This is a genomic window from Caenibius tardaugens NBRC 16725, from assembly GCF_003860345.1.
Taxonomy (GTDB): Bacteria; Pseudomonadota; Alphaproteobacteria; order Sphingomonadales; family Sphingomonadaceae; genus Caenibius; species Caenibius tardaugens.
Genome location: NZ_CP034179.1, coordinates 1,093,712 through 1,120,320, shown reverse-complemented (window position 1 = coordinate 1,120,320; position 26,609 = coordinate 1,093,712). Strand labels below are relative to the sequence as shown.

Genomic DNA, 26,609 nt, shown 5'->3' with positions numbered 1-26,609 from the left:
ACGTAGATACCTTCAAGATATACGAATGTATCTTTTAGGGTCTGATACGAGACAAGAACAAGGTGGGGAGATGGAAAAAATGGCTTGTGATCGTAACCAGCTGATTATGCCGATGCTGTCTGCTGCGGTATCTTTCATCGCGCTTGCAACGCCGGATATTGCATTGGGGCAATCCGCCGGAAGCGGTGCCAATGCCAGTGCCGGCCATGACCTTAATACGATTATCGTGACTGCGAACAGACGCGAGGAAAGGGCGCAGGATGTGCCGATTGCCATCACTGCCTTTTCGTCCCAGCGACTTGAGCAGCAGAATATCACGAAAGCCGAAGATCTGATCGCCAGTGTGCCGTCCATGACAGTCGGCACCGCAGGGTCCGGATCGCGGGATGCGCAGACAATCACCTTGCGTGGCCAGGGGGCAGCGTTTCAGGCGTCGCCCGGTGTGGTCATCTACATGAACGAAGTGCCGCTTCCCACTGCCACGTCGCTGACGCAGCAGGGCGGGCCGGGCAATTTCCTGGATCTGGAAAACATGCAGGTTCTGGCAGGGCCGCAGGGCACGCTGTTCGGTCGCAACGCCACAGGCGGTGCTGTTCTGCTGGTCCCGCGCAAGCCGACCGATGATTTCGGCGGGCATATTCAGGTGGGGATCGGCAACCACCGCAATCGCGAAGTGCAGGCCGTGATCAATGCGCCGTTGGTGAAGGAGAAGCTGGCACTGCGCATTGCCGGGCAGTTTCAGGATCGTGAGGGGTATACCCACGACGTCACGTTCGACAAAAACCGCGACGATGTCCATTACTATTCCGGGCGCATCGGCTTGTTGTTCCGGCCGAGCGAACGCTTCGAAAACTATCTGATGGCCTATGGCGCCCGTTCGCGGAACAACGGCGCGGGCAATGTTCACAACCAGTTTAATATTGCCGGTTTGAAAGGCGTCGGGTTTTGCGTCGATGCCCCAACCGTCCCCAGCGGTATTCAGGTATCCTGCGATGTCTATCGCGCTGCCACGGCAAAGGCCAAGGCGCTTGGCACCCGCGCAACCGCGCACAGCCTGGATTCCTATCAGGAAGTCCGCGCCTGGGGGCTGGTCAACACGTCAAACCTCGATCTTTCCGATGCGATCAAGCTGCGCAACATCGTGAGCTATCACAAGTTCAAGGTCGGCTATCTTTACGACGGGGATGCCACGCCATTCCAGCAGTTCGACGTTGGCGTTCCGCAGGCCCGGCTGCCTTCCGGATACCGGAATGGGGTGCCGTATGATCATTACCGGGATAACGTGCGCCTGTTCACCGAAGAACTGCAACTGCAAGGCGATTTCCTCGATAAACGGCTGACCTTTACCGCAGGCGCGTTTCTGTTGAACCAGAAGCCCGACGGGGTACAGGCCAGTTCCCAGATCAACTACTGCCCCGCCAGCATGACAGGCAATCCCGCAGCATGTGTCCCGGCGCGCAGCTATTATGGGACGAAGACCAGTTCCAAGGCGCTCTATGCGCAGGCAACGGTGGATCTCGGGTTGATGACCCCCGCGCTGGACCGCGTCAAACTGACGCTTGGCTATCGCTATACGTGGGACGATATCAGCGGCTTTGCCGAGGGCTATACGCCCGCCGGGGCAAACTTCCGCTGCGCCAGCACCGCAACGGTGGTGAGTAATCCCGCAAACTGCAGAATTGCCGGGGAACTGAAGAGCAAGGCGCCTACGTGGCTGATCGGACTGGATTACAAGGCAACCGACGATCTGCTGCTCTACGCCAAGGTCAGCCGGGGGTATAAGGCAGGCGGCTTCAACAGCCTGTCGGTGCGTGAAACCACCCGCACTTTCCAGCCTGAATATGTCACATCCTACGAAGCGGGATTTAAATCCGACTGGACGCTTGGGGATGTTCTCGCCCAGTTGAACGTCAACGGATATTACCTCAAATACAAGGGTATCCAGCGCGCAGCATCGGACTTCAACGCAACCACGCGGGCCAGTGGCGTGCAAATTCTGTCGTCCGATGCGCGCATCAAGGGCGTGGAAGTGATTGCCAGCCTCAAGTTCGCAAACAATCTCGAACTCAGCGCGACGTACAGCCATACCGACGCCGATTACAAAAACTATACGTTCCGGCCAGCGACTGCGCCGGTGAAAGACTGTAGTGGGCAGACCATTCCGGCAGGGCAACTGGCCGATTCCTCCTGTCTGCCCTTCCAGTACGTGGCGCCGCACACGTTCAGTGCCCGGATAAGTTACCGGACCGATCTGCCCGGAACGCTGGGTGCTCTTTCGCTATATGCGAATTACTCCCACACTTCCGCGCAATATACCGAGGCATTCCTGCTTCCGGAGGTGCAGCCGGATTCCTACTTCAAATCGTTCGGCCTGCTCAGCCTGTCAGCCACTTGGTCGGATATCATGGGTTCGAATGTCGATGTCACGGCATACGCAACCAATCTGACCAACAAACTGTATCAGATCAACAACACGCACGTGTTCCAGACTGGCTCGCTGCTCTCGTCGGCGGCCTTGTATGGGGAACCCCGCATGTACGGCATGCGCGTGCGCTACAATTTCTGAGGCTGCGGGCCGGAGGGGGCGCACCCGTTTGGTGTGGCGGCGGGGCGATATCCCGCAGGACATGCGCGATCCGGGATGACGCCAGAAACGGATGACCTTGCGGTCATCCGTTTCCGTTCTCTCGCTGTCGATGGGGGATGGTTATGCGGCTTTGTCAGCCCTTGTGAGCGGGAGCCTTTGCTGGCGTCTTGGTTGTTGCCGGAGCCGCCTTGACGCTGGCAGCAGCTGCTTGCTTCGAAGGGGAAGCCTTCTTGGCGGCGACCTTGTGCGAGGCCCGGGTTGTCTTGGCTGTCTTTGCTGGTGCGGTGGCGCTGACGGGGCACTTGGCGAAACGCCCATGGGCATCCCGGCAAGCCGCGGCATTGGCGGGCATGCTGGCGGCGCCAAGTGCCGAAATCGCCAGAAGAGCAGCGGTGGAAATGCGGATCAGCTTGTTCATGTAAAGGGTCCTTTCCTCAGGTGGCGGGGCCACTCCTCGTCACAGGTCCCTTTTAGTGCCGTGACCTTATCCTGTTGGTGGAGCGTCGCTTAAACTCCGGTAATGTTGCGGGGCCGGAAACCGCAACGCAACAATGCGTCAGTGGTGATAGCCGGCCCATCCGGGGAGATAATCCGCTTCCGATGAACGGGCGAGCATCAGCGCCTTGGCCGTGGCTTCCTCAAACGCTTTCCTGACCATGCTGCGGGTAATCTTCCGGCGGAGAAAATCGGCCCAGAGAAATTCGGCATAGGGGGTGTCCGACTTTGCGTAGCCACCCACTTCGCGCAAGGCGCCGGCCAGCGTGCGATAGGGGTCATCGGCCAGTTTCCCGATATGTTTGGGAATGTCGCTATAGGCGCAACGCTGGCCTTCCGCGTCATAGGGATGAAGCCAGTTGCGGTTGTCCATATATGTTTCGAAGGCACTGTGCGACAGATGGTGCAGATTGGCTTTGACCAGCACCAGCACGTGCTTCGTCCCTTCTTCATAAAGGGCGCGGGCCAGATGGTGATGATCGATCATGTGATATCGCTGTTTCGGGCCTATGACCACGGGTATCATATGGCGGCCCAAATACTCTGCCTTGTCCTTGTCGGCGCCCTCACGCCATGAGGCCCTTTTTCGCAGAACTTCGCCCATGCCGACGGTCATTTGCGTAGGCCTGATATCCACCAGTTTGACCGGGTGAAGCACTGGTTCTGGCGTAACGCTCATGTCGTGTTCTCCATGTCCTGTGCGGCAGCCACAGCGTCATCGACGCTATAGGCGCAGCGTTTTGCAAGATCGTGTTTCCCGCTGGCCAACAACAGGTCGCGGATCGTGTCGCTGACCCGCGCGAGGTACAGACGCACGCCGCGGGTGGCCAATTGGGTATCGCATTCGGTGAGGGCATCGAGCGCGCTGCTGTCGAGACTGAAGCTCTCTTCAAGGCTGACCACCACGGCCTTTATGGCGGGCTGCTGCATCTGGCGGGCGTTGACCTGCGCGAACATCCGTTCGGCATTGCCGAAAAAGAGCGGTTCCGAGGGCCTCCACACCATGACATCGGTGGGCAGCAGGGCTTCGGGATGTCGGGCGATATCGACAAAATCATGGGAGCCCAGTCGGCCCAGACGCATCAGTTGCGGTGAGGAAAGACGGTGGATCAAAAGGATCAGCGATCCCACAATGGCCAGCAACATGCCGTTCAGAACTCCGAACAGCAGCACACCCGCAATGGCGCCGATCGCGGCAATGAAATCGGCACGTAGCAGTTTCAGCCGTACAATGGGGGCAGGGTTGAGCGCATGCGTCAGCGCCGCGATCACCACGGCAGCGAGGACCGGTTGCGGCAGATGCGCAATAATCGGGTTACCCGCCGCGATAAGAACCAGCATCCCCGCTGCAGCGATCAGGCCGACCATGCGGGTCTGCGCGCCTGCTGCCTCGCTGGCTGACCCGGCGGAAAATCCGGCACCGACCGGCATACCCTGCACCAGCGAAGCGGCCAGATTGCTCCACCCCAACGCGCGCAATTCGTGATCGGCATCGAGCGTGTCGTTATGCTGCAAGGCGAGTGTCCGCATGGTGCCCCAGCTTTCCGCGAGCAACACCAGCAGCAACGGCAAGGTCAGTTCGAGAAGCGTTTCCGCATCGCGCGGCGTTATGCCGGAGAGGTCGGGCCACTGGACGGAAAGAGAGATCATGCCGACGGTGGCAACACCCCTGGCCGGCAGGTCAAGCACCAGTGATGCCGCGATGCCGGTCACAAGGACGCAGATGGTTCCCGGAACCGCCGGAATGCGTCTCAGCATCAGCAGCGCGGCCAACGCGAGAAAGCCAATAATGACGCTGGCCCAGTTCCAATGGGGAAGTTGGACGGCAAGCCCGGTGAGAATATGCCAGATGGTACCGTGGCCAAGGTCGATCCCGGCAATAATCGGCAATTGCTTGATGATGATCGTAACGGCCAGTCCCAGGGCAAAGCCGCGCAGGACCGGTCGGGAAACGAAAGAGGTCAACCCGCCAAGCCGGAGCAACCCGGCAATCACAAATATCAGACCGACAAAAAACGTCGTTATTGCCGCGAACATGGCTTTGGTCGCATCATCCGCTGCGGTCATGCCGATCATTGCGGCAAGGATCGTGGCGGATGACGATGTGGGGGAAACGATCGCAAAGCGGCTGCCCCCGACGAATGCGTACATGGCCGCCCCGGCAATTGCGGTGAAAATGGCATGTTGGGCAGGCAGACCGGCAATAGCGGAATAGGCGACGGCTTCCGGCAGCATGAGCCCGGCGACAGACAGGCCCGCTATCAGATCGCCACGCTTCATGGGATACTGTTGCAGGCGAAGGCGCGATGGCGCCTCATGCGACCAGCGCCAGCTTTTTTGGGGTTGCCACACTCATTCTACCGCCGCCTACCAGTGTTTGCAGATCAAGCAGGGCCCGGAACATGCCCAGGCCATAAGGTGCGGCAATATAACGCGCTTCCCATTCCGGGGCGAACTTGTCCTTGTAAGCGCGCAGCCCTTCGAAACTGTAAATTGCATCGCCGTGACGATAGAGCAGGCCGCCGATGCGCGCCCAGATAGGGGCAAGGCGACGGGCTTCGATTCCCGAAAGCGGCGCGAGGCCGAGATTGAACCACTGGTAACCCTGCTGCTGCCCCCATTGCATCAGATGCGCGAACAGGAAATCCATCGTGCCATAAGGCATGGTTTCGGCATGGCGCATGAGATCGACAGACAATTCCTGCCGGTTGGGTGTTGCCCAGATATTGGCAAAGGCCACGATGCGTCCTTCGTACAAGACCGTGGCGCAATCGAACTGCATCAGATAGTGCGGATCGAAACGGCCGATCGAGAAGGCCTTTTCCGATTGGGCTTTCGCTTTCAGCCAACTGTCTGAAAGCGCGCGTAATTCGGGGAGATGTTGGCGAACTTGGGCGGAGGGGATGATCGCGAAACTCGCGCCTTCACGCATGGCCCGGCGTTCGGCATAGCGGAGCGATTTCAGTTCGGGCCTGTCCAGCGAAAAGTCCGGCAGGGCTACTTTGGCTTCCTCGCCATATTTGATCAACTGCAGGCCGAGGTCCACCGCCAGCGGCATCACTTCCTTGCCGATCTGATAGAGCAGCAGCCGCCCCTGAGCGGCATCGGCCATTTCCCGGATCCGCCACAGCAGATCGGGCCATTCGCCTTGCGGCCCGATGGGATCGCCCATGACAATCCAGCTCTGGCCCTGAACCTGATACATCAGGAGCGCATCGCCTGAGGCGGAACGCAGGAAGCGCTTGTCGCCTGTCAGGGCGAGAAAGGCATCCGTTCGCGAGGCATGTTGTAATGCCGGTTCGCAGGCTTTGATTGCCATGTCTCCGGGCGTTGCGGCAGGAGGTTGGGCATGGCCGAACAGGCGCATCACGCTGACACAGAGCAAGGCTACGGCGATCGCGAAAGTGGCCCGCAAAAACCGGGAGGCATTGCCGTTCCAGGTAAACTGCCACCACAAATCTTGCTGATAGCTGACATGGCGATAGGCAAAGAAACCCAGCCATATGGCCAGCGCGACAAAACTGGCGATCGCTGCGATGGAACCGGGGTTGCCCAGAGCCGATGTCAGAGCGGTGCGACGGTAAAATGCAGGGCGCGCAAGCTGCAATACCCCTGCCATACCCGAAAGGATGATCGCTTCTTCGTAGTCGAAGCCTTTGAATAAGGAGAATATTGCCCCGGATATAAGCAAGGTTCGGGTCAGCAGAAAGGCTGCGTCGAGGCGGCGGTACAGCCCCGGTGCCAGTAGCAGCAGACCTGTGCCCACAAGACTGGCGGCTATGTGCGAAGCTTCGACAAAGGGCAGCGGCAGAATATGGCGCAGCATGTGGAGCCGGTCCGGTATGGCGGGCAGCGAGCCCGATACCAGCAAAACCACCCCGCCAAGAAAGACCATGATGGACAGGAACAGGGGGGCGATACCCCGCGTGATCATACTCGCAGCCCCCAGAGTGGCGGTTCCCAGTCGCGCCAGCCGTGACTGCCGTAGACGGCGATGCTCGTGGATAGCCAATGCGGTCGCGGCAACGAGCAGCGGCAGGATATAATAGATCAACCGGTACAGAATGAGGGCGGCCAGCAACTGTGCGTGATCGACGCCGGGAAGTGCGGCCACCATGACCGCTTCGAACACGCCGATACCGCCCGGTACGTGGGTCAGCAATGCCGTGACCATGGCCAGCGCGTAGCCGAGGAAAAAGAGCGGGAACTGGTCTGCCGATGCACCCGGTACCAGAAAATACAGAGCGGCGCTGGCGGCAGCGAGATCAAGCGCGGCCAGAACAGGCTGCATCATCGCTTGTTTGGCGCTGGGCCGGGGAACATGCCAGTGCCAGATTTGTATGATCCCTTTGCGGACGTGAAGCAGCATGGCGAGGCCTGCCAGGCCGGTCAGAAGCGCGACGCCGATCATGCGCTGCATGACCGGCGTCAGGGTCAGTGGGCCGAGGTGCATCAGCGCAGGGTGGGCCAGCAGGGCGATCCCTGCCATCATGATGACCCCGCTCCAGAATGTCATGCTGGCAGCGGCAATAACCCGGACAATGTCTGCGGGCATCAGTCCGGCTGCGGTGTAAATCCGATAACGGGCGGAACCACCTGTCAGGAGGGAGAACCCGAGATTGTGACTCAGCGTATAGCTGGTGAGCGAGGCTAATGCCGCCGTGCGATAAGGGAGCGGCCTGTCGATGATCCGCAGGGCGAGGACATCATACAAGGTGAGCAGAAAATAGCTGAGCGCTGTCAGCCCCAGCGCAGCCGCGATCCGCCAAGTGTCGAGTGCGTGGAGGGCGGCCTTGATGTCGCGTATGTGCACTTCCTGGATAAGGGCATGCAGGGCAACCAGCCCGAGAACGGCGACGCACGCTACCGCCAGTGCTTCCAGCCATTTGCGGTGTCTGTGCAGGAGTTTTTCCATGCTTTCCCGTCTTTCGTACGGTTTCAGGCGCGATGCCATTCCTGGGATTTGCAAATCAGACCGCCAAGAATGCACCCGCTGATCCGCATACTATTGACATCATTCTGTTTTATTGTGGAGAAAAACGTGCGGCCCATGTCGGGCACGTAGACCCGGCCCTGATATTGGCCTGGCCCGGTGCTGCGATAGTTTTTGAGCAGTTCGGTACCCACCAGGCGGGTTACGCCGCTGTCGCGGGCGTCGGCGATGGCTTGCGGGGCGGCCCAGACCACCCAGCCGCACAGATTGCCTGCGCAATCGCCGGTTTTTACTTTCACGGTGCCAAGAGGATTGCTCCAGGTTCCAATTGCTTCCGGTTGGGTGGCCGGATGTGTCTGGGGCGGGCGTGTCTGGGCCTGTGTGGTTAATGGCAACAATGCCAGTGCTGCCAAAGCCCAGGTGAATTGTTTACGGATCATGATGACTCTCCGGGCCGGGGTGATGAAGATTCCCTTATGCGCCGCCGTGAATGCTGGTGACGTGGCGCGGAACCGAACTTTTTGTAATGTTGATAAGATGCGGGTTTGTCGCGGCCATTTCCGCACGTAGCGTGGCATAGAGTTTATCGGCATCACGGTGCAGTGGATGGCCGCCAGGAAGGGCGATGTGTTTGACGTTGGGCTGCGTCAATTGCGGACAAAGGCTGTCGGTCTCATCGATGCCCTGTATGCACACGACCGGCGCCCAGGTGAGCTGCGCTGCGGTGGGCAGGGCCTGCGCATCGGGGGTTGCCCAATTGAACAGTTCCGATGGGGATGCGCGATAGATCACGGTTTGGCCCGGAACGACCAGACCGACCATTTGTACTTTCTTGCGCAGGTCTGGCGGCAGGTCGGTAATGCCGACATGCAGCATATCGGCGCCGAATGATTGGCCTATCAGGATCAGCCGTTCGGCATGGGAAAAGGCCAGCGCTTTTCTCGAGGCTTCGGTAATCAGGGCGCGCACTTCCGCCGGGGTCCGTTCATGTCGGAAATAGACCAGTGAACTGACCCCCAGAACCGGGACGCCGTCGTGCACGAAGCGTCGGGCAATCTGCGGCCCCATGCCGATGCGAAAGCCCATATCGCCCGAGAATATGACCGCGACAGCGGGAGGGGTAGGGCTGCGTTTTTCGACTGCTGGCATTTCCAGGAACACCGGGCCGCCGAAATACCCGATATGGCCAAGCCACAGCAAAAAGCCGATTGCCAGCACGGCGCCTGTCGCCAGCGCGCGTTTGATCCAGTGTTTCACAAGCGCAGTCCCTGCAATATCGTGGATGCGACCAGCGTCGTGTTGCCATCGAAATGGTGGCCGCCCGGCAATATGTCCTGTTCTGCCAGCGTGGCAGGGAGCGACGGGCAGGCGCTGTCGCTTTCTTCAGTGCCGCGCACGCACTGCATGGGAAGACCCCGCAGTTTCGCGATAGCGGGTGCTGTGGGCAAGGCGTCGGCACCTGCGATGTCGAGCCATGAGGCCAGATGGAACTGAAAGTCCGCCGTTGGGCTCAACCCCAGAAAACTGACGCGGGATATCCGCGCACGCGCGTCCGGGGGCAGGGTGCCGACAATGTAAGCCAGATCGTCGGCGCCGAAGGAATAACCGATCAGCACCACCCGGGGTTTGTGCCAGAGTGCACTGTAATGGGTGATCAGCCGGTCGAGATCGTGGCCTGCCTCCTGTGGCGTTCGCGCAGTCCAGAAATAGGCAAGACTGTCCACGCCCACGCTGGGAACGCCTCTCGCGGCGAGGGCGGCGGCGATGTCGCGATCGATACCGGCCCAACCGCCATCGCCGGAATAGAGGATAGCCATGGTTTTCCCGGGAGGTGCGGCGGGATCTGTGCTCAGCGCGATGGGCAAGTCAGAGAGCGAGCGACCGCCCGGTTCGGCTGGCGAGGCTGTGTCAAACCAAGGGGAAATCCGCGGCGTCAGCGCGGTGATCCAGCTTTCGTTTGGCTGAAGGACAACCGTTTTTGCCTGCGGAGCCTGGGCGAGAAAGCGGGCCACTGCCGCGCTTTGTGCCGGGTTTTCAAGGGCGACCAGCGGAATGGGGAGGGAGGCAGGCGGGGAAAACCGCCACCCCGGGGCCATCGTTGCGTCGTACGTTCGCGACAGTGTCAGGCCGTCGGCTGCGCACCAGGGCTTTGCCCCCAATACGGTAGGGGATAATCCCAGCGTGATGCCCCCGCGATAGATATTGGGCTGCGCTTCCGCCAATGCCCCATAGACCAGCGCGGCCCCGGTGCCAGCTCCGATCACGGCAGGCTTGTCATAATGCGCAAAGCCCAGTTTGTGTTCGAAATCCTTGGCAATCGTAGTCAGCAAATAGTTGGGGTTGGCGCAGCCTTTGCCAGCGTAAAACGCCTTGCGAAATATGGGGGTCGGGATACCCGCAACCGCAAAGCCGTTGTCGGAAAGTTTGCGGGCAAGGCGCGCCGTGTCGGATGTCCATCCCTGCTCGTCAGAGAGAAACAGCATGGTGCCACGGATGGTGCCGGTGGGGAGATAGGCAGAGCTATTGCCAATTCCGGCCAATTTTATGCGCTGTTCGCGCGCATCAGGCGTCAGTGCCGTGACGGATACGTCATGAGCAGCACTTTTTGCATGGGGGACAGTCGCAAGGGCGAGAAGAACCCCCATCATGAGCCCGCCCAATCCAAGCGACACCCTTTGCATGACGATCTCCCGCTGTGACGGCATAGGCCTGCTTTGACAGTATTGGAATGTGTACCAGCAGCAGATTATCGGGCGGATGACGATGGCATTACAAACCGGACATTTTGCCCGGGGTGTCCGGCGATCATGACCGATCTTTCATCTTGCCCTCTGGCTCGAATTTGGAATATTTATCAAAATAAATCAATGATATATATGTATTTCGAACAGAATTGAATGGGATTTTATGGCATGCACATGGCCAAAAGTTAAGTTGAGGTGGGCGGGTATCGGAGCGATCCTGACAAGCGGCGATCGGAAGCCAATTTCGGTCAGATCCCTTCGCCTCATGCTGAAGGATTTAGCTATGAAGAAGTCACTTTTACTTCTTGCCTCGATCGCACTCGGAGCAGGTGCAACGGTTGCCAACGCGGCACCGGCAGCACCTGTAGCGACAGCGGCACCTGCAGCTGCCCATCACAGTGCGGCGGTCCAGGCCAAGACCCCACTTTCTGCGAAGCATCGCGCTACGCACAAGGTGCACCATCGCAAGCACAGGGCGAAGTCGGCAAGACATACCGCAATGCGCCACAAGAAGGCCGCGCATCGGCGTGTCGCCGCCAAGCCCGCAACAGCACCCGCAATGAAGCACGACAACGGGCCAACCAAGCGTCCAGGCTGATGGCGGTCACCTGCGGGGGCACCGGGCGGTGCCCCCGCCATCAACGCGACAGGAATCAGGATGGGTACCATTGCCAAAGCAATCGGCAGGCATGGCCTCATCCCCTGGCTGGCGCTGTTTCTGCTCGTTCCCGTTGGTGCCATCGCACTGGTAGGATCACCGCTGGGCAAAGCATGGCTTGATCGTATGGCTGCTTACCCGGATTCAAGGAAGTTCTTGCCGGGCATCACTATCGAAGCTGCGCTGCCGCGCGACCGGGGGTTCGTCATAACCAGTATTCGTTCGGGCAGTCAGGCGGATGAAAGCGGTTTGGTCGTGGGTGATGTTATCGTTGCCATCGATAACGTGCGCGGGCTTTCGATCGAGCAGGCGCGTTCCTACCTCATGCATGACAAGGCAGATGAAGTGCGATTGCGGATTGTACATGATCGGCATGCGCGCAATATTCTTTTGGACCGTGATGGAGATAGCGCATGAGCCGGAAATTGCTGATCATTGAGGATGACGAAGCAACGGCCAGCTATATTGCCAGAGGATTAGGTGAGGAAGGTTTTGCCATCGATAGGGCCAGCAACGGGCGCGACGGCCTGTTTCTGGCCACTGACGGTGCGTATGATGCCATTGTACTCGATCGCATGCTGCCAGCGATGGATGGAATGGCGGTGCTTGCCGCTTTGCGCGCGGCAGGGATTGAAACGCCGGTCATCATTCTTTCAGCGCTGGGCACCCCCGATGACCGGGTGGCGGGGTTGACGGCGGGAGCTGACGATTACCTGATCAAACCATTCGCTTTTGCGGAACTTCTTGCCCGCGTGCATCTGTTGATGCGCAAGCGGGGAAGCGGTGTTCAGGTTGTCACGACATTGGCTTGTGAAGATCTGGAAATGGATCTTCTGTCGCGCAAGGTACGCCGAGGGGGCAAGTCCGTCGAGTTGCAACCGCGTGAGTTTCGCCTGCTCGAATATCTGTTGCGGCATGTCGATGAAGTGGTGACCCGCACCATGTTGCTGGAAGGGGTATGGGATTATCATTTTGATCCCGGCACCAATGTGATCGATGTGCATATTAGCCGTTTGCGGCGCAAGCTTGATGAAGGGGCGGAGCGGCCACTGCTCCATACGGTTCGGGGCGCGGGCTACCGGCTCGGCGCAACTGCCTGAGTTTTGATGCGCTGGCTCTCCTTGCCGCGTTCGACCACAGCACGGTTCATCGTGCTGGCGTTTATGCTGCAATTTGCAGTGACAGGCGGCGTTCTCCTGTTCGTGCAGCAAGCCAGCAAGCGCGTGCTGGATGCGGAACAGCATGAACTCGTCCGTGAATTGCAGGATGAACTGATGGCGGCCTGGCACGCCGGGGGGGAACCCGAACTGCGCCAGATTATCGAAGCCCGACTGGAAACAACCCACGGCGGCGCGGAAGTTATCCTTTACGCGCGGCCCGACGGGAAACCGATTGCGGGCAATCTCGGCGCGTGGCCCACCGTTATTGCGCCACGGGCAGACTGGCGTTCCATAGACCTCTATCGCACGGACGGTGAACGCCCCGAGAGGATGGGGGTTGTGGCAATGCGCTTGCCAGATGGCAGCCGTTTGCTGACGGGCCATGTGATCGAAGCCAATCTGCGATTGGTACGGGTGAACCGCGAAGCCATCCTTCTGGCCTTGCTGGCAGGCCTTGCGATGTCCTTGCTGGGTGCGTTGATCATGGGGCGTCTGATATCGCGGAAAATACAGACTGTGGCTGCCACAGCCAATATGGTGGGCGACGGTACGCTGTCGGAACGCGTCGTTACGGATGGCAGCGGGGACGCTTTCGATGCACTTGGCCGGTCCATCAACGCGATGCTGGACCGTATCGAAGCGCTGGTTTCGCAGCTGCGCCTGCTCACCGATGGATTGGCGCACGACTTGCGGTCTCCGGTCACGCGGATGAAATCGCTGATCGAACGGGCCATTGTCGATACGCGCGATACGGCGACCCTCTCCACATTGGAACGTGTGTCCGCAGAAGTGGAGACCCTGCTTGGGATGCTGTCGACGGCGCTTCAGATCAGCCGCGCGGAATCCGGTATCGGGCGTGACCGTTTCGCGGAAATCGACGTCGCCGCTCTGCTTGACGATCTTGTCGAGATATACGGGCCGCTTGCCGAAGACATGGGTTTCACTTTGCAAACAGATGTCCGAGGGCCAATTCGCACGCGTCTGCACCGCGAATTTGTCAGCCAGGCGATCGGGAACCTGATCGAAAATGCTTTGAAGTATGCTGAGAATGGCAACCGGATCGTCCTGGGAGCGTCTGTCAGCGCTGGGCAGGTGGTGCTGACTGTGGCGGATAACGGGCCCGGCATACCGGCGGACAGACATGAAGAAGCACTCAAACGCTTCGGTCGTCTGGACCCGGCACGGCATATTGCTGGATCGGGGTTGGGCCTTGCGCTGGTTGAAGCCGTTGCCCGCCTGCACAATGGTGGAATTGCCCTTTCCGACAATGCCCCCGGTCTCTGCGTGGCGCTCTCGTTGCAGCACGACATCTAGTTGAACACGAAAACCTACGCTCCATGCCGCGCAAATGCACCCATGGCCTGGCTCTTGCGCAGCCGGGTTTCAGGGGCGGCGCGTGGCCGTCCTTTCGTCATCGCGCCCGGCGATCCACTCCGCTGCGCGTTCCGCCACCATCATGACAGGTGCATTGGTATTGCCGCTTGGCACGGTCGGCATGATGGAGGCGTCGACAATGCGTAGCCCTTCTACGCCGCGCACGTTCAGCCGTTCATCGACCACGGACAGGCTATCGTTGCCCATTTTACAGCTTCCGGCCCCATGAAAATCCGGTTCCGCCGTCCAGCGCAGAAAGCGGTCGAGGGCGGCGTTGCTGTTTGCTTCCGGTCCCGGCGCCAGTTCTTCTCCGCGTACAGGATCGAATGCTGTTTGCGCAAATATCGCGCGCGCAATGCGGATTCCGGCCAGAGTGCGGCGGACGTCGCTCTCTTCCGCCAGATAGCGTGCATCGATTGCCGGATGGGCTTCCGGTGCGGATGAACGCAGGCGTATAGCCCCTCGACTGGCGGGCTTGGTCATGCACACCCGCGTCATCATGCCATGGCCCCGCATAACCCCTTCCGTAGGACGAACCATGATCGGAATGAACGAGAATTTCAGATCCGGTCCGATTTCGGGAGCTTCCCCGGATTCAAAGACGCCGACGGCTTCTACGGGTGGCTGTGCGAGCAATCCGCGGCGGCCGAACGCATATTGCACGCCTGCCCTGACCGCGTTCAACGGCGAGAAATGGCGGTAAGCGGAATCGGTCCCCCGGACTGTCGTCAGAACGGAAACACCGACGTGATCGTGATAGTTTTGCCCCACGCCCGGCAAGTCGATCAGAGGATCGATATCCAGCGACCGCAAATGATCGGCGGACCCGATACCTGATAGCATGAGAAGCTGCGGGGACTGTATCGCCCCTGCCGAAAGCAGCACTTCACGATCGCATGTGGCGTGGTGCATTCCCCCGTTCCAGCGATAGATGACCCCGCGTGCCCGGCCGCGTTCCACGACGATGCGCGACGCCATGGCACCGGTCCTGATGGTCAGGTTTGGCCGTCGACGCGTTTCGCGGAGAAAGGCGATGGCCGCGCTCATTCGCCTGCCATGCGCACAAGTCCAGTCCGTTGGCCCCACCCCCAGCCGCTGTGCACCGTTGATATCGGGATTGTAGTTGAAGCCGGCCTGCTGCGCGGCCTCAAGCCAGCGTCGGGCCAGGGGGTTGGACACTTCTGCCCGGGTTACTTTCAGCGGCCCAGTGCGTCCGTGAAAAGGTCCGGTGTCTGTCAGGTGGGCTTCAGAACGCAGGAAATAGGGCAAGACGTCGGCATAGGACCAGCCCGGGGCGCCGCCTGCCGCCCAACCATCGTAATCGGCGGCTTCCCCCCTGCAGTAGAGCATGCCGTTGATGGCGCTGGTCCCCCCCAGCGTGCGCCCCCGAATCTCGGTCAACACACGCCCGTCCAATCCGGTCTGTGCGTCGGTCTGATAAGTCCAGTTCGCCTTTGCCCGGCCAAACAGGAGATAGGCCGCCGCAGGGATATGGATCAGCGGGCTGCGATCCGGCCCTCCGGCTTCCAGCAGAAGCACCCGGACATCCCGGCATGCACTCAGCCTCGCCGCCAGGACGCAGCCCGCCGATCCCCCTCCGACTATGACATAGTCGTATGCATCCCCCCGATCACCCATCGGCCCGCCTCGCGCCGCAGATCAATCGGCATCGTCCATACCCATGGCCTGCCGCCACTGACTGCGAATCTCGAGATAGGCAGCCGGGCTGTAGATATCCTCTTCGAAGCAGAACTTGCCCTTGCCTGCGTAGATGCACATGGTGATGCAAGGAAACTGGAAACGGTAATCCGAAACGGGGCCGGGACTGCGCCATTCGTCATAAGGAACCGCGCTGCCTTCGGGATTGGGCCAGCGATTCCAGTTATAGTTGATCACCATATTGCCGTGGATCACGTGCCAGCCCGGAATGAAACGCATTTCGGGTTGCGTTTTCATCAGCGGCACCATCCAGTCGGAAAGTTCCCTCGGGCTGCGAACTGTGCCGAAATGATGGTCGATGTAAATGCAGGGATCGGTAAACAGATCGGCGTAGTATTCCCAATCGTCGATATTCGCCCGGTGCACATAATCCTGAAATGCTGCCTCGACTTCCTCGTGCGGGAATACGGGGCTGGAACGCAGATTTTCCTCCCACGCTTTCGCGGCTGTGGTTGCTCCGGCGTAGGCAATCTTGCCCAGACTATTGTGGTCGCTCACGAGATGCTCCTTTCCCGGCAGCCGGCTTCCAATCCGGACGGCTGCTATGCGAGCAACTCTATTGCTCCCCCGGTTTTGCATGGAGGGCGCAAATGGTGAAAGACCGCGTCAAATCCTGAGCAGGGACAGCGCTTCGATATTGCCGGCGGCAAGATCCCGCCGAAACGCACTGGGTGATCGTCCGGCCCATTGCTGGAAAGCGCGACGAAATGCGTTGGCATCGCTGAAATTGGAAATCTCTGCGATGCGATCGATCGTCAGGTCCGGGCGGCGAAGCAAATCGGTGGCGAGATTGAACTGGCAGCGCCTGCGTATTTCGGAAAAGCCAGTGCCTTCCTCGGCTAGTCGGCGACGCAGTGTCCAGCCCGACACGCCGAACAACCGCGCAACCTGCTCCGCGCTGGGTAACTGGCGTTCGCAGGCGTGGACATTGACCATCATGGCATAGATCTGTTCCGCAAGCGACGTTTCGCGGTTCTTCCCCAGCATCAGATCATAGGGGAACGTTTGCAGCAAAGCGCGCATATCCTGCGCCGAACGCACGACCGGCGCTTCCAGATAGGACGCATCAAATGCCATGATGTTGTACGGCCTGTCGAAGACCACCGGGCAGGAGAACAGCCCGACGCCGAAACCTGTCCGGACATTTGCGGGATAGGCGAATTCCACCCGTTCAAGCGTCAGGGATCGCCCGATCAGCCAGCCGAACAGAAGTTGCAGAACTGCGGTGCCGAACGCATCGATCATGAAGGATGGATCGGTCGGCCCGTGCCGTCGCGGTTCGATGAACAGAGTGACCCCGGATGGTTCGAACACGGGCCGAAAGGCACCCAAAGCGCCCCCAAACATGGCGAAAAAGCTGGATGTGGTGACAATAACCTCACGCAGGTCCGCACATCCGATGAGACAACGACAAAGCAGGGTGAACTGGTCTTCCGTCATCTGCGGCCCCTGCGAATGCCGCAGAAACTCGCGCAGACGCGCATTGCATGCGCGATTGGCCGCGATGAAGGAATCCAGTGCGATATCCTGCACCCGCCCTTCCTTGAGCGCGGCGAAACTGTAGTCGACGCCCGCATCGCGGAGCAGCTTGTCCGGTTCGCCGCTGATCTCGGACACGCAATCAAGCATGGCCACAATCATGCTGGTTGGGCCGTTACCGTTGTTGACGCTGACGACGTGCTTATGTCGCGACATCCTCTTCTCCCGGACCGAATGCTCCGCTTTTTGCTCAACGATCATAAGCCGATATCGGGAGGCGAGATACCATCTTGCCTTCTTTCAGCCAGAAACGACTCAGAATCGAACGCCCAGAGTTGCGCCGAAGGTACGGGGATCGGGGAAGAATGCCAGTGTCATGCCCCCGAAGCTCGGCCCGAAATCAATGAAGTTGGCGGGGTTGTCCTGCTTGAAGAGATTGCGCACCCACAGGGACAGTTCCCCTTTCACCCCGCCCAGCGGAATGTCCGATACCACCCCGCGCAGGTTCACCACCGTGCGTGATGGCGCGCGCGTATTGCCCGCGACCTGCGTCGTCGAAGGGGGTGCCGACAGGGCATAGGGATAGGTAAAATACCGATCCACATAGCTGAGGTCGCCAATCAGATTGATCTTGCCCCAGTCGCCTTCCACCACGCGCCAATCAACCGATGCGGAGGCGGAATAGCGGGGGGCATGCGGAAAGGCGCGATTGCGCGACACATCGACGCCTGCATCGAGGAAGCGCTTGTACTTCGAATCCAGCCAGGCGAACGATCCGCTGATAGTAAGCGCCGATACGGGCTGGGCCACGAATTCCACTTCGACACCGCGTATGCGCGACGATGCCGCATTGAGCACGGCCAGCGACAGCGCCCCGCTGCCGCGGAACACGGAAAGCTGGATATCCTTGTGCTCGTCCCAGAACGCGGCGAGGTTAAGCTGCAGCCGCCGGTCCAGCAGCGTTGTCTTGAAGCCCACTTCATAACTGTCGACCTTTTCCGGACGATAGGGCTGACACAGTTCGATTGCTCCAGACGGGCAGGCGGGTGAGGGTGCGACAAGTTCGTTCGTTTCGCCGTTGAAGCCGCCCGATTTGAACCCTCTGGCATAGCGCGCATAGACGTTGACTGTTGGAGTCAGGTCGTAACGGATGGCGAAAGACGGGCTCAGGCTTTTGTAAACCGCATCGGGCACATCGCCGTAATCGATGTCGATCAGTGTCAGCGCGCCCGGGGTATTGGGGCTTGCGACAAGCAGGCGGCTGACATCCTTGCGTTCGTGGTTGTAACGCAGGCCACCGCTCAGCAGCAGGCCGTCGCTCGGTTCGAAATCGAGCTGGGCATAAAGCGCCTTGGCCCGCGTATGCTGTCCATAATCAGCCTGAAAACTGGTCGCCCCGGCAAAGAACGATTGCGGCCCCAGTGTTTCGCCCTTGTCGCGGAAATAGTAACCACCCACTACGTATTTCAGGCGGTCGGCAAACAGGGACCCGGTCAGCTGTAGTTCCTGGCTGAAGGAACGATAATGGGTGTCGCGCTGGGTAGCGCCGACGGGAAGCGGCGAACCATCGAGATCCAGCCCATCCTCAAAGCGCATCTTGCGGAAGGCCGTGATCGATTTCAGTGTGGCCCCGCCCAGATCGAGTTCCACAGTCAGGGCATGGCCGCGCGTGCGCAGCTTCTCGTACAGCAGATCGGCATCCAGGCTGGCCTTGCTCTGCCGCTTCGTCCGGTCATAGAGGTTGAGCGGAAAGAACGCGCCCGCGAAGGGATAGCCCGGCGAATTGGGATCGAAGATATCCTGCGGCAGCCCGTTGCGATTGAATCCGTAAAGCTGGGCGAAATCGGGTCTTTGCTTGTAGCGGCTGTAGTCGAAGGCATAATCGATGGTCAGTGTGTCGGAGGGACGGATACGCACTTGCGCCAGCATGCTGTGGGAATTCAGATCGCTCGTATCCCTGACGGAACGCGGACGCGCCAGAAATGCCTGCGGGTAAGGGTTTTCGATCACATCGATGAAGCCGTCGCGCTTCTGAACCTGCCCCGACAGCTTGACCGATACGATGCCGAACGCTGGCAGATCGATTGTGCCCTTGAGCCGCCGGAAATCGTAATTGCCATACGTTGCCTCGAAAGAGCCGCCCAATTCACCGGATGGCTTCTTCGTCACCAGATTGATCGCGCCAGCCAGGGTATTGCGTCCATAGAGCGTTCCTTGCGGACCACGCAAAACCTCCACCCGTTCGAGATCGGCGATGTCGAAGATCGAACCTTGCGCCTTGGCGATATAAACCCCGTCGACATAAAGGCCCACCGCAGGCTCGAACAGGACCGACGGGTTCACCGTGACCGAACCGCGCATGGCAATTTGGGATACGGTCTTGTTTGTGGGGGACCGTTCGATTTTCACATTGGGGGCGATCGCGCCAAGTGCCTCAATTGAGCTGATATCGCGGGCTTTGAGATAATCCGATCCGATCGCGGAAATCGCGATCGGCACATCCTGCAGCCGCTGTTCGCGCTTTTGCGCGGTCACGATGATTTCCGAAAGCCGCGCTTCGGCCGGATTGTCGCCGCCGTCATCCGGCGTTGCCGCTATCAATGGCGCGCCCCAAACTACGCCGAGTGCTGCGCCCGCCAAGTAAACAAGTTGCTTTCGTTTCGCCATGTACCCTCTCCAGCGAGGCCATCCGGCCGAACTGGCGCCGACGATAAGGATGCCCCAAATCTGAAGACAGAACTTATCGATACATCCGGGGAGGGGGCACGGCGCGAATGGTCCAAAAACCGGGCGGAAATTGGCATGGGCCAGCAACGCGTTATCAGTCTGTGGCCGATCTGCGGTGCGCGGCAGATCGGCAATGCGGCGCAGGGTCAACACGCTCTATGGGAATGGCGCGGGCCTTGCCAACAGGGGCGCGGTGGAGAGGGGAAGGGCGCGTGTCCGACAGTGCCGGTCGTCCCGGCGAACATGCACCTGTTCGATGTTGCCTTTCACAGCACCTCGAACAGCCCGGCAGCACCCATGCCGCCACCGACGCACATGGTCACCACGACGTAACGTGCGCCGCGTTTGCGGCCTTCGATCAGCGCGTGACCGACCATGCGTGCGCCCGACATGCCATAGGGGTGCCCGACCGAAATCGCCCCACCGTTGACGTTCAGGCGATCATCCGGGATGCCCAGCGTGTCGCGACAATGAAGGACCTGGACGGCAAAGGCTTCGTTCAGTTCCCAAAGATCGATGTCGTCTATATCCAGCCCGAAGCGGTGGAGGAGTTTGGGCACCGCAACCACCGGTCCGATACCCATTTCGTCCGGTTCCGTGCCTGCCACAGCGATGCCGACGTAACGACCGAGTGGCTGCAAGCCGCGCCGTTCGGCATCGCGGGCTTCCATGATCACGCAAGCCGAAGCGCCATCGGAAAGCTGCGAGGCGTTGCCTGCCGTGATCACCCCACCATCGACCACCGGCTTCAGCGCGGCAAGGCCTTCGGCCGTCGTTTCCGGCCGGTTGCCTTCGTCCCGGGCAATCGTGACAGAGCGCATCTCTATCTCGCCAGTGGCGCGATCCTGCACCGCCATCGTTGTAGTGACCGGCACGATTTCGACGTCGAAAGCGCCCGCATCCTGCGCCTGCGCGGTGCGTTGCTGCGAACGCAGCGCATATTCGTCCTGTCGTTCGCGTGAGATTCCATAGCGCCGGGCAACCACTTCAGCCGTCTGGAGCATTGGCATATAGACATCCGGCGCCATCGCCAGCAGTTCGGGATCGGTGCCGTTGCGCAGGTCTGGCGTCTGGACCAGCGAGACCGACTCCACGCCGCCAGCGACCACTACGTCCATCCGGTCCACGATGACTTGCCGGGCCGCCATGCCGATGGCCATCAGGCCCGATGCGCACTGGCGGTCGACTGTGACGCCAGCCACGCTGACCGGCAGACCAGCCCGTAAGGCGGCCGTGCGGCCAACCGCGCTTTGCACGCCTTGTGGCAGGCCTGCGCCTAGCACCACGTCGTCGATCGTTTCCGGTGCAATCCCGGCGCGTTCCACCGCCGCGCGGATAGCATGGGCAGCCAACGACGGAGAAGGTAGCGCATTGAACGCGCCGCGATAGGCCCGTCCGATAGGCGTGCGTGCAGTGGAAACGATAACAGCCTCACGCATGGTGAATCTCCTGGGGATCGTGTGTTCCGGGTCGAACGGAACGAGAAAAAGAAAGGAGCCCCTCCGCCTGCAGCCGAAGCCGCGGGCGAAGGGGCAGGGAGAGGACGTCAGAAGCGAACGGTGGCTTCCACGCCGTATGTGCGCGGGGCGCCGGGCGTGAAGAAGTCGAACCCGAAGCTTTCGATGTTGAGGCCGTAGGCGTTGTAGTATTTGTTGAACATGTTGCGCACCCAGAACGAGGCGCTGAACGCCTTGGCTTCGTATCGCAGGCTGGCATTGGTGAGGGCATAGCCGCTCTGGCCGTTGCGCAGCGGCCCGGCGGCCTGCCGGTTGTTGAACGGATCGAAATACTGCTGCGACACGTAGGTCACGTCGCCCTGAAGTGACAGGCTGGATTCGTCGAATTCAAGAAGCGTGAAGGTAGGCGAAAAGCTGGCTGTCCACTGCGGGGCGAAGGGGAAGGCGTTGCCGCCCAGCGCAATACCGCGCGGGTCCGCAGCAGCCGGATCGCCCGGTGCGAGGAACTGGCCGCTATCGTAACGGGTGTTGAGATAGCCGACTGAGGCTTCCAGTCGCACACGCGGATGCGGCCGTGCTTTCACGTCCAGCTCGAAGCCATACATCCGCCCGTTCAGGGAACGGAGGAAGGCCGCGCCGTTCTGGATTTCCTGAACCTGCTGGCCCTTGTACTTGTTATAGAACAGCGCCCCGTTGATCTGGAGATTGTTGTCGAAGAAGCGTGCCTTGAAACCGGCTTCCACGGCATCGACGAATTCAGCGGGCACGAAGTTCGGCACAGGGACAATCGACTGGCCGTTGAACGAACCCGACCGGTAGCCGCGGCTGTAACTGGCATAGAGCATCGCGCTGTCGGTCACATCGTAGCTCAGGATCGCACGGCCTGTCGGCTTGGTGATCTTGCGCGCGATGTCGGGGACGATGCCGGTCAGGACCGGCGCACCGGGGACAAGGCTGTTCGCCCCGCTGGAGGCATAGGTGTAGAGCACCGGGTTGCGGCTGCTGTCGTACAACAGCGAACTGAAGTCGGTCAGTTCCACCTTTTCGTGTGTCAGGCGGGCGCCCACGGTCAGCTTCAGTCGTTCGGCGAGCTTGATCTCGGCTTCGAGGTAGGCGGCATAGGTCCATTGCGACTGCGTCATCTGTTGGCGCGCATCGATCGCTGTGGGGGCAAAGCCCGGATAGAACTGACCAGCCGGGTTGAACTGGCCCGGACCCGCCAGATCGTTGAAGGCGCCAAGGTAGAAGTACCGGTTGAGCAGGTTCACTTCCTGCCAGCCGTAATAGACGCCGCCAATCAGCTTGAAACCGTCGCTTTCATAAGTGGCATGCAGATCCTGCCCGAAGGATTCAAATTTGGCGGTGTTGGGGTCCCATTGGCCGAGCAGGCTGGGCGAACCGTCGAAGTCGAACGGCTGGTTCAGCGATCCGTGATCGTAACCGGTAACCGAAGTCAGCGCGACATCGCCGAGATCCCAGTCGGTCTTCAGGCTGAGGCCCCATGACTTGGTCTTGTAGCGGCCCTGGTTCGTCGCGGCGGATTCACGCTTGCCGAGACCGGGGAGCGTGCGCCCCGAAATGTCCGCGCCGCCAGGCGAAAGCTGGACCACCACACCGCTTGTGCCGATCGGCTTCTGGTCGGAGAAATAGGCGCGCAGCGTCATGTCCAGCGTGTCGGTCGGCTTGGCGCGAACGGTCACACGGCCCGCCCAACTGTCGATCGAATCGTAATCCTTGGTCCCGACATAAGGATTGGTCGCGCCATAACGTTTGGTCACATTCTCAATGACCCCGTCGCGGGAAAGCCGGGTCAGCGCCACGCGCACCCCCAGCTTGTCCTCTACCAGCGTGGCTTCGGCTGCGGCCATCAGGTTGAAGCGGTTGTAATTGCCATAACCAACGGTGAGATAGCCGTTCGCGCTGGTCAGTTCCGGGCGCCGCGTGATGATATTGATCGCGCCGCCAGTGGTGTTGCGCCCGTAGAGCGTGCCTTGCGGCCCCTTCAGCACTTCGATCCGTTCCAGATCGAACAGCGCGGCCCCGTGGCTGGCGCGGAAGCCCTGATAGACTTCGTCGAAATAGACGCCAATCGGTGATTGCGCGTTCGGGTTGAATTCGTTGGCCACGCCGATCCCGCGCACTGTGAAGTTCGGCTGTGTTTCCGAAAAGGGCGAATTGACCCGCAGGTTCGGGACAATGCCGTTAAGCGCCGTTGCGTCGCTGACACCTTTCGCAGCCAGTTCGCTTGCGCCCAGTGCGGCCACTGTCACCGGCACCCTCTGCAGGTTTTCGGAGCGCCGGTTTGCAGTGACGACGATATCGCCCACGCCGGTATTATCCGTTCCGGCATCGGTGGCTTGCGCGCCCGTCTGTTGCGCCAACGCGGGGCTGGCGATCACGGCCAGCAGAACGCTGGACCCGGCCCAAATGGCTTTCACTCTCCTCATCATATATTCTCCATGTTTATCTTGTTGTTATTGCGTTCCCGCCATGGGCAGGCACGATTGATGGATGCGCTCCGGCCGTCAGTGCGGGCCGTCTTCTGCATGGTGCGTACCGGCCAGTTCCCTGCGCAGGACCTTGCCGGTGGCGTTGCGCGGAAGTTCGGGAAGGACGCGGTAGTGCCGGGGCGTCTTGAACCGGGCGAGACGGTGATCGACGAAAGCGCGCATTGCGGTTTCATCGAACCGCTGCCCATCCTTCAGTACCAGCGCGGCGGAGACTGCTTCGCCCCAGCGCGCGTCTGGCACGCCGTAAACGACCACCTCTGCCACAGCGGGATGGGTCGCGATCACGCGTTCGACTTCCTGCGGAAACACATTCTCGCCACCCGTAATGACGAGATCCTTGATCCGGTCTATCACGAAGACATAGCCGTCGGCGTCGCAATAGCCTGCGTCACCCGACCGGAACCAGCCATCGGCCGTCCAGGCCGAGGCCGTACGCTCCGCATTGTTGTAGTAACCGGAAAAGAGATTGGGACCGCTGATCTGGATTTCGCCAATAGCACCGGCCGCAGCGATACGGCCGTCTTCCAGCGCGATCCGTATTTCCGCGCCCATGACCGGGCGTCCGGCCGAACGCAGCAATTCGGCCCGGCCCGCCAGCGCCAGCCGGTGATCGGCGGGCATCAGGATGGTGGCCACTCCGGCGGTTTCGGTAAGCCCGTACCCCTGGATGAAATCGCACCCGAACAGATCGAGCGCGTTGCGCAGCAGCCCTTCGGTGATGGGCGAGGCGCCGTAACAGATGCGCCGTACCCCAGCGATCCGGTCCAATCCCCGACGGGCGGCTGCGGCAACGATGCTGTCAATCATGGCTGGAACCATCATTGTGCCCGCGATCGATCCTTCGATGAACACATCGAGTACCTGTTCGGCATCGAAGCGGTCGGGCAGTTCGATCCGCGCGCCGGAGACCAGCGCGGCAATGGCGGTGATCGCCGCAGCGATGTGAAACAGGGGCGTTACGACCAGCACGCCGTCACCCGGGCCGTAGGGCTGGGACATACGGTACTGTTCGATCTGTGCGGACCATGCGCCTTGCGCGATGACAATGCCGCTGGGCCGCCCGGTCGTACCGCTGGTGTAAAGCTGGAATAGCGGCGTCTGCGGATCGGCCTGAAAATCCGGCACTGCATCGGTGCACTCTTCAGAGAGCCCCTCTGCGACCCACTTGTCGAAACTACCGGCATCATCCGGTCCGCCGTCGAGCCCCACGATGGCGAAGGCGCCCGCATGGTCCTGACTGGCGGCCAACTTGGCTGCGCCATCGGCGTCCGCGAGGGCGATGGTTGGGCGCGCGTCGCTGGCGATTTCGGTCAGCTCCGCCGGGGCGAGCCGGGTGTTGAGAGGTGTGCAGACCGTGCCGGTGGCCGAGGCCGCGACAAAGGCCAGCAGGCTTTCGCGCCGGTTGGCGGAGAGGACGAGGAAGCGGTCTCCCGGTTTCAGCCCGGACCGGATCAGCCCTGCCGCCATGCGATCCGCAAGAGTTTGGGCCTGCGCGAATGTCACGGTACCGCCAGCATCGACAATGGCCGGTGCGTTCGGATAGGCCTGCGCCAGCCATGCCAGCCGTTGGTGAAGCGCGATCATGACGGCATGCTCCGCACCACGAAGACTTCGTTGTCTTCCACTGTCACCTGAAAGCACTCCAGATCGACCGAGGCGGGCGCAGTTAGCGCCTTGCCCGTGCGCAGGCAGAACTTCGCCATATGCCACGGGCACACTATGGCGCCGTCTTCCACCCATCCTTCCGCCAATGAGGCGCGGTCGTGTGTGCACCAGTCCGTGGTGGCGTAGAAGGTACCGCCGTCGTTGTAGACGGCGATCGGCGGTTCGCCTTCGATGCGATGGATGTCGCCATCCGCCCATTCGTCCGCGCGACCGATAGAAATACGGGTCTCAGTCACGGAGGAACTGCCTGACCAGCGCGTTGAACTCGTCGGCTTTCTCCCACTGCGCCCAATGGCCGCAGTTGGGCATCACGTGCATCCGGGCATCGGGTATCTGCTTCATCAGGATGAAGCCGTTGTCGAGCGGCATCACGCGGTCTTCGCGGCCCCAGACGATCAGCGTGCGATGTGGCAGACGATCGAGACGTTCCCGCCAGACGTCGTCCGGCATGGGCGGACGTCCGTCGCGGAAAGCGAACGGGGGACAAGCGACCACGTCGGCTGCGGTGGCTGCCTGCAGCCGTTCGTCCAGTAACTGTTCGGTGATCAGGGCCTTGTCGAAGACCATTTCGCCAATGAAGGCGGCCAGCCGTTCGCGCGACGGGCCCGGTGCTTCGTAAAAGCCGGTCAGCATTTTGAGACCTGTGCTCGGCATGACCGAAGCCACCGGGAAGCCCCCGCCCGAACCCATCAGGACCAGTTTTCCAACCTTTTCCGGACGGCGCAGCGCCAGCATCATCGAAGCCCCGCCGCCTAGCGAGTTGCCGACCATATGCGCTTTCTCGATGCCCATGGCGTCGAGCAGTTTCCCGATGTGCAGCCCGTAAAATTCAAAGAATGCCGGGGGAATCTGCATCTTTTGCGATTGTCCGAACCCGGGCAGATCGACGACGATCACATGGAAGTCGCGCGCCAGCGCCTCGATATTGCGCGACCAGTTGGATTGGCCCGTGGCACCCGGGCCAGCGCCATGGATCAGTACGATCGGATGACCCGACCCGGTTTCCTGCACATAGGTTCCGATGCCGTCGACATCGATCAAGCGGCCTGTTCCCATGGATTGAGAGGTCATTGTTATTCTCCCCTGTTCGTTCGTTCGCGC

Annotated in this window: 20 protein-coding genes; 4 read left to right on the top strand and 16 right to left on the bottom strand. The window is 60.6% G+C overall.

All coding sequences use genetic code 11. From position 1 onward, the window contains the following. The first annotated feature begins 79 nt into the window (after window positions 1–79). Window positions 80–2,566 carry a TonB-dependent receptor gene (locus EGO55_RS05090; RefSeq protein WP_040716919.1) on the top strand — a complete coding sequence of 829 codons (2,487 nt, stop codon included), beginning with the start codon at window positions 80–82 and terminating at the stop codon, window positions 2,564–2,566. A gap of 154 nt (window positions 2,567–2,720) precedes the next feature. Here EGO55_RS05090 and EGO55_RS05085 read toward each other — a convergent pair whose 3' ends face one another. The 7 genes from EGO55_RS05085 to EGO55_RS05055 all read right to left on the bottom strand — a co-directional run bounded on the left by EGO55_RS05085 (window position 2,721) and on the right by EGO55_RS05055 (window position 10,696). After that, window positions 2,721–3,005, bottom strand: coding sequence for a hypothetical protein (locus tag EGO55_RS05085; RefSeq protein ID WP_021691317.1), 285 nt, complete (start codon window positions 3,003–3,005; stop codon window positions 2,721–2,723). Between the two features lie 138 nt (window positions 3,006–3,143). Beyond that, entirely contained in the window at window positions 3,144–3,761 is a 618-nt protein-coding gene (locus EGO55_RS05080; protein ID WP_021691318.1) for a ParB-like protein, read from the bottom strand. After that, window positions 3,758–5,362, bottom strand: a complete 1,605-nt coding sequence (locus EGO55_RS05075) for a SulP family inorganic anion transporter (protein WP_021691319.1) — start codon at window positions 5,360–5,362, stop codon at window positions 3,758–3,760. The genes EGO55_RS05080 and EGO55_RS05075 overlap by 4 nt, the downstream gene beginning before the upstream one ends. Before the next feature lie 34 nt (window positions 5,363–5,396). Then, window positions 5,397–7,997, bottom strand: coding sequence for a bifunctional lysylphosphatidylglycerol flippase/synthetase MprF (gene mprF / locus EGO55_RS05070; protein ID WP_021691320.1), 2,601 nt, complete (start codon window positions 7,995–7,997; stop codon window positions 5,397–5,399). 23 nt (window positions 7,998–8,020) lie between these two features. After that, window positions 8,021–8,455 carry a DUF2147 domain-containing protein gene (locus EGO55_RS05065; protein WP_021691321.1) on the bottom strand — a complete coding sequence of 145 codons (435 nt, stop codon included), beginning with the start codon at window positions 8,453–8,455 and terminating at the stop codon, window positions 8,021–8,023. Window positions 8,456–8,489: 34 nt separating this feature from the next. Further along, on the bottom strand, window positions 8,490–9,272 hold the full coding sequence (locus EGO55_RS05060; RefSeq protein ID WP_021691322.1) for an AcvB/VirJ family lysyl-phosphatidylglycerol hydrolase: 783 nt from the start codon (window positions 9,270–9,272) through the stop codon (window positions 8,490–8,492). Continuing rightward, a complete protein-coding gene (locus EGO55_RS05055; protein ID WP_040716920.1) occupies window positions 9,269–10,696 on the bottom strand; it encodes a virulence factor family protein in 1,428 nt (475 codons plus the stop codon). The genes EGO55_RS05060 and EGO55_RS05055 overlap by 4 nt, the downstream gene beginning before the upstream one ends. A 721-nt stretch (window positions 10,697–11,417) precedes the next feature. Between EGO55_RS05055 and EGO55_RS05050 the strand changes: the two genes are divergently transcribed. Genes EGO55_RS05050 through EGO55_RS05040 form a run of 3 tightly spaced genes read left to right on the top strand, consistent with a single transcriptional unit; the run spans window position 11,418 to window position 13,891 of the window. Then, the gene (locus EGO55_RS05050) at window positions 11,418–11,834 is read left to right on the top strand and encodes a PDZ domain-containing protein (protein ID WP_021691324.1); all 417 of its coding nucleotides are present in this window, start codon (window positions 11,418–11,420) and stop codon (window positions 11,832–11,834) included. Next, a complete protein-coding gene (locus EGO55_RS05045; protein WP_021691325.1) occupies window positions 11,831–12,517 on the top strand; it encodes a winged helix-turn-helix domain-containing protein in 687 nt (228 codons plus the stop codon). The genes EGO55_RS05050 and EGO55_RS05045 overlap by 4 nt, the downstream gene beginning before the upstream one ends. A gap of 6 nt (window positions 12,518–12,523) precedes the next feature. Further along, on the top strand, window positions 12,524–13,891 hold the full coding sequence (locus EGO55_RS05040) for a sensor histidine kinase (RefSeq protein ID WP_084620282.1): 1,368 nt from the start codon (window positions 12,524–12,526) through the stop codon (window positions 13,889–13,891). A gap of 69 nt (window positions 13,892–13,960) precedes the next feature. Here the strand turns inward: EGO55_RS05040 and EGO55_RS05035 are convergent, their stop codons facing one another. From EGO55_RS05035 to EGO55_RS04995, 9 genes are all read right to left on the bottom strand, one after another. Continuing rightward, a complete protein-coding gene (locus EGO55_RS05035; protein ID WP_021691327.1) occupies window positions 13,961–15,589 on the bottom strand; it encodes a GMC family oxidoreductase in 1,629 nt (542 codons plus the stop codon). A gap of 21 nt (window positions 15,590–15,610) precedes the next feature. After that, window positions 15,611–16,168: a hypothetical protein gene (locus EGO55_RS05030; protein WP_021691328.1), complete on the bottom strand. Its 558-nt coding sequence runs from the start codon at window positions 16,166–16,168 to the stop codon at window positions 15,611–15,613. Window positions 16,169–16,276: 108 nt separating this feature from the next. Beyond that, a complete protein-coding gene (locus EGO55_RS05025) occupies window positions 16,277–17,365 on the bottom strand; it encodes a helix-turn-helix transcriptional regulator (protein WP_021691329.1) in 1,089 nt (362 codons plus the stop codon). A 99-nt stretch (window positions 17,366–17,464) separates the two neighbouring features. Next, a complete protein-coding gene (locus tag EGO55_RS05020; protein ID WP_021691330.1) occupies window positions 17,465–19,816 on the bottom strand; it encodes a TonB-dependent receptor in 2,352 nt (783 codons plus the stop codon). 326 nt (window positions 19,817–20,142) lie between these two features. Further along, a complete protein-coding gene (locus EGO55_RS05015; RefSeq protein WP_021691331.1) occupies window positions 20,143–21,315 on the bottom strand; it encodes an acetyl-CoA C-acyltransferase in 1,173 nt (390 codons plus the stop codon). A gap of 107 nt (window positions 21,316–21,422) precedes the next feature. Beyond that, complete coding sequence (locus EGO55_RS05010) at window positions 21,423–23,771, bottom strand: TonB-dependent receptor (protein ID WP_021691332.1); 2,349 nt, start codon at window positions 23,769–23,771, stop codon at window positions 21,423–21,425. An 87-nt stretch (window positions 23,772–23,858) separates the two neighbouring features. Beyond that, window positions 23,859–25,427: a class I adenylate-forming enzyme family protein gene (locus EGO55_RS05005; RefSeq protein ID WP_021691333.1), complete on the bottom strand. Its 1,569-nt coding sequence runs from the start codon at window positions 25,425–25,427 to the stop codon at window positions 23,859–23,861. Then, complete coding sequence (locus EGO55_RS05000; protein ID WP_021691334.1) at window positions 25,424–25,744, bottom strand: non-heme iron oxygenase ferredoxin subunit; 321 nt, start codon at window positions 25,742–25,744, stop codon at window positions 25,424–25,426. Before EGO55_RS05000 ends, EGO55_RS05005 begins: the two co-directional genes overlap by 4 nt. Next, window positions 25,737–26,579: an alpha/beta fold hydrolase gene (locus EGO55_RS04995; protein WP_021691335.1), complete on the bottom strand. Its 843-nt coding sequence runs from the start codon at window positions 26,577–26,579 to the stop codon at window positions 25,737–25,739. Before EGO55_RS04995 ends, EGO55_RS05000 begins: the two co-directional genes overlap by 8 nt. Window positions 26,580–26,609: the final 30 nt, after the last annotated feature.

Bases quoted from the DNA above. Each gene is read 5' to 3' on its own strand.
- EGO55_RS05090 (WP_040716919.1), top strand. From the start codon at position 80: ATGGCTTGTGATCGTAACCAGCTGATTATGCCGATGCTGTCTGCTGCG.
- EGO55_RS05065 (WP_021691321.1), bottom strand. From the start codon at position 8,455: ATGATCCGTAAACAATTCACCTGGGCTTTGGCAGCACTGGCATTGTTG.
- EGO55_RS04995 (WP_021691335.1), bottom strand. From the start codon at position 26,579: ATGACCTCTCAATCCATGGGAACAGGCCGCTTGATCGATGTCGACGGC.
- EGO55_RS05025 (WP_021691329.1), bottom strand. From the start codon at position 17,365: ATGTCGCGACATAAGCACGTCGTCAGCGTCAACAACGGTAACGGCCCA.
- EGO55_RS05040 (WP_084620282.1), top strand. From the start codon at position 12,524: ATGCGCTGGCTCTCCTTGCCGCGTTCGACCACAGCACGGTTCATCGTG.
- EGO55_RS05005 (WP_021691333.1), bottom strand. From the start codon at position 25,427: ATGATCGCGCTTCACCAACGGCTGGCATGGCTGGCGCAGGCCTATCCG.
- EGO55_RS05055 (WP_040716920.1), bottom strand. From the start codon at position 10,696: ATGCAAAGGGTGTCGCTTGGATTGGGCGGGCTCATGATGGGGGTTCTT.
- EGO55_RS05020 (WP_021691330.1), bottom strand. From the start codon at position 19,816: ATGGCGAAACGAAAGCAACTTGTTTACTTGGCGGGCGCAGCACTCGGC.
- EGO55_RS05035 (WP_021691327.1), bottom strand. From the start codon at position 15,589: ATGGGTGATCGGGGGGATGCATACGACTATGTCATAGTCGGAGGGGGA.
- EGO55_RS05015 (WP_021691331.1), bottom strand. From the start codon at position 21,315: ATGCGTGAGGCTGTTATCGTTTCCACTGCACGCACGCCTATCGGACGG.
- EGO55_RS05085 (WP_021691317.1), bottom strand. From the start codon at position 3,005: ATGAACAAGCTGATCCGCATTTCCACCGCTGCTCTTCTGGCGATTTCG.
- mprF (WP_021691320.1), bottom strand. From the start codon at position 7,997: ATGGAAAAACTCCTGCACAGACACCGCAAATGGCTGGAAGCACTGGCG.
- EGO55_RS05080 (WP_021691318.1), bottom strand. From the start codon at position 3,761: ATGAGCGTTACGCCAGAACCAGTGCTTCACCCGGTCAAACTGGTGGAT.
- EGO55_RS05045 (WP_021691325.1), top strand. From the start codon at position 11,831: ATGAGCCGGAAATTGCTGATCATTGAGGATGACGAAGCAACGGCCAGC.
- EGO55_RS05050 (WP_021691324.1), top strand. From the start codon at position 11,418: ATGGGTACCATTGCCAAAGCAATCGGCAGGCATGGCCTCATCCCCTGG.
- EGO55_RS05075 (WP_021691319.1), bottom strand. From the start codon at position 5,362: ATGAAGCGTGGCGATCTGATAGCGGGCCTGTCTGTCGCCGGGCTCATG.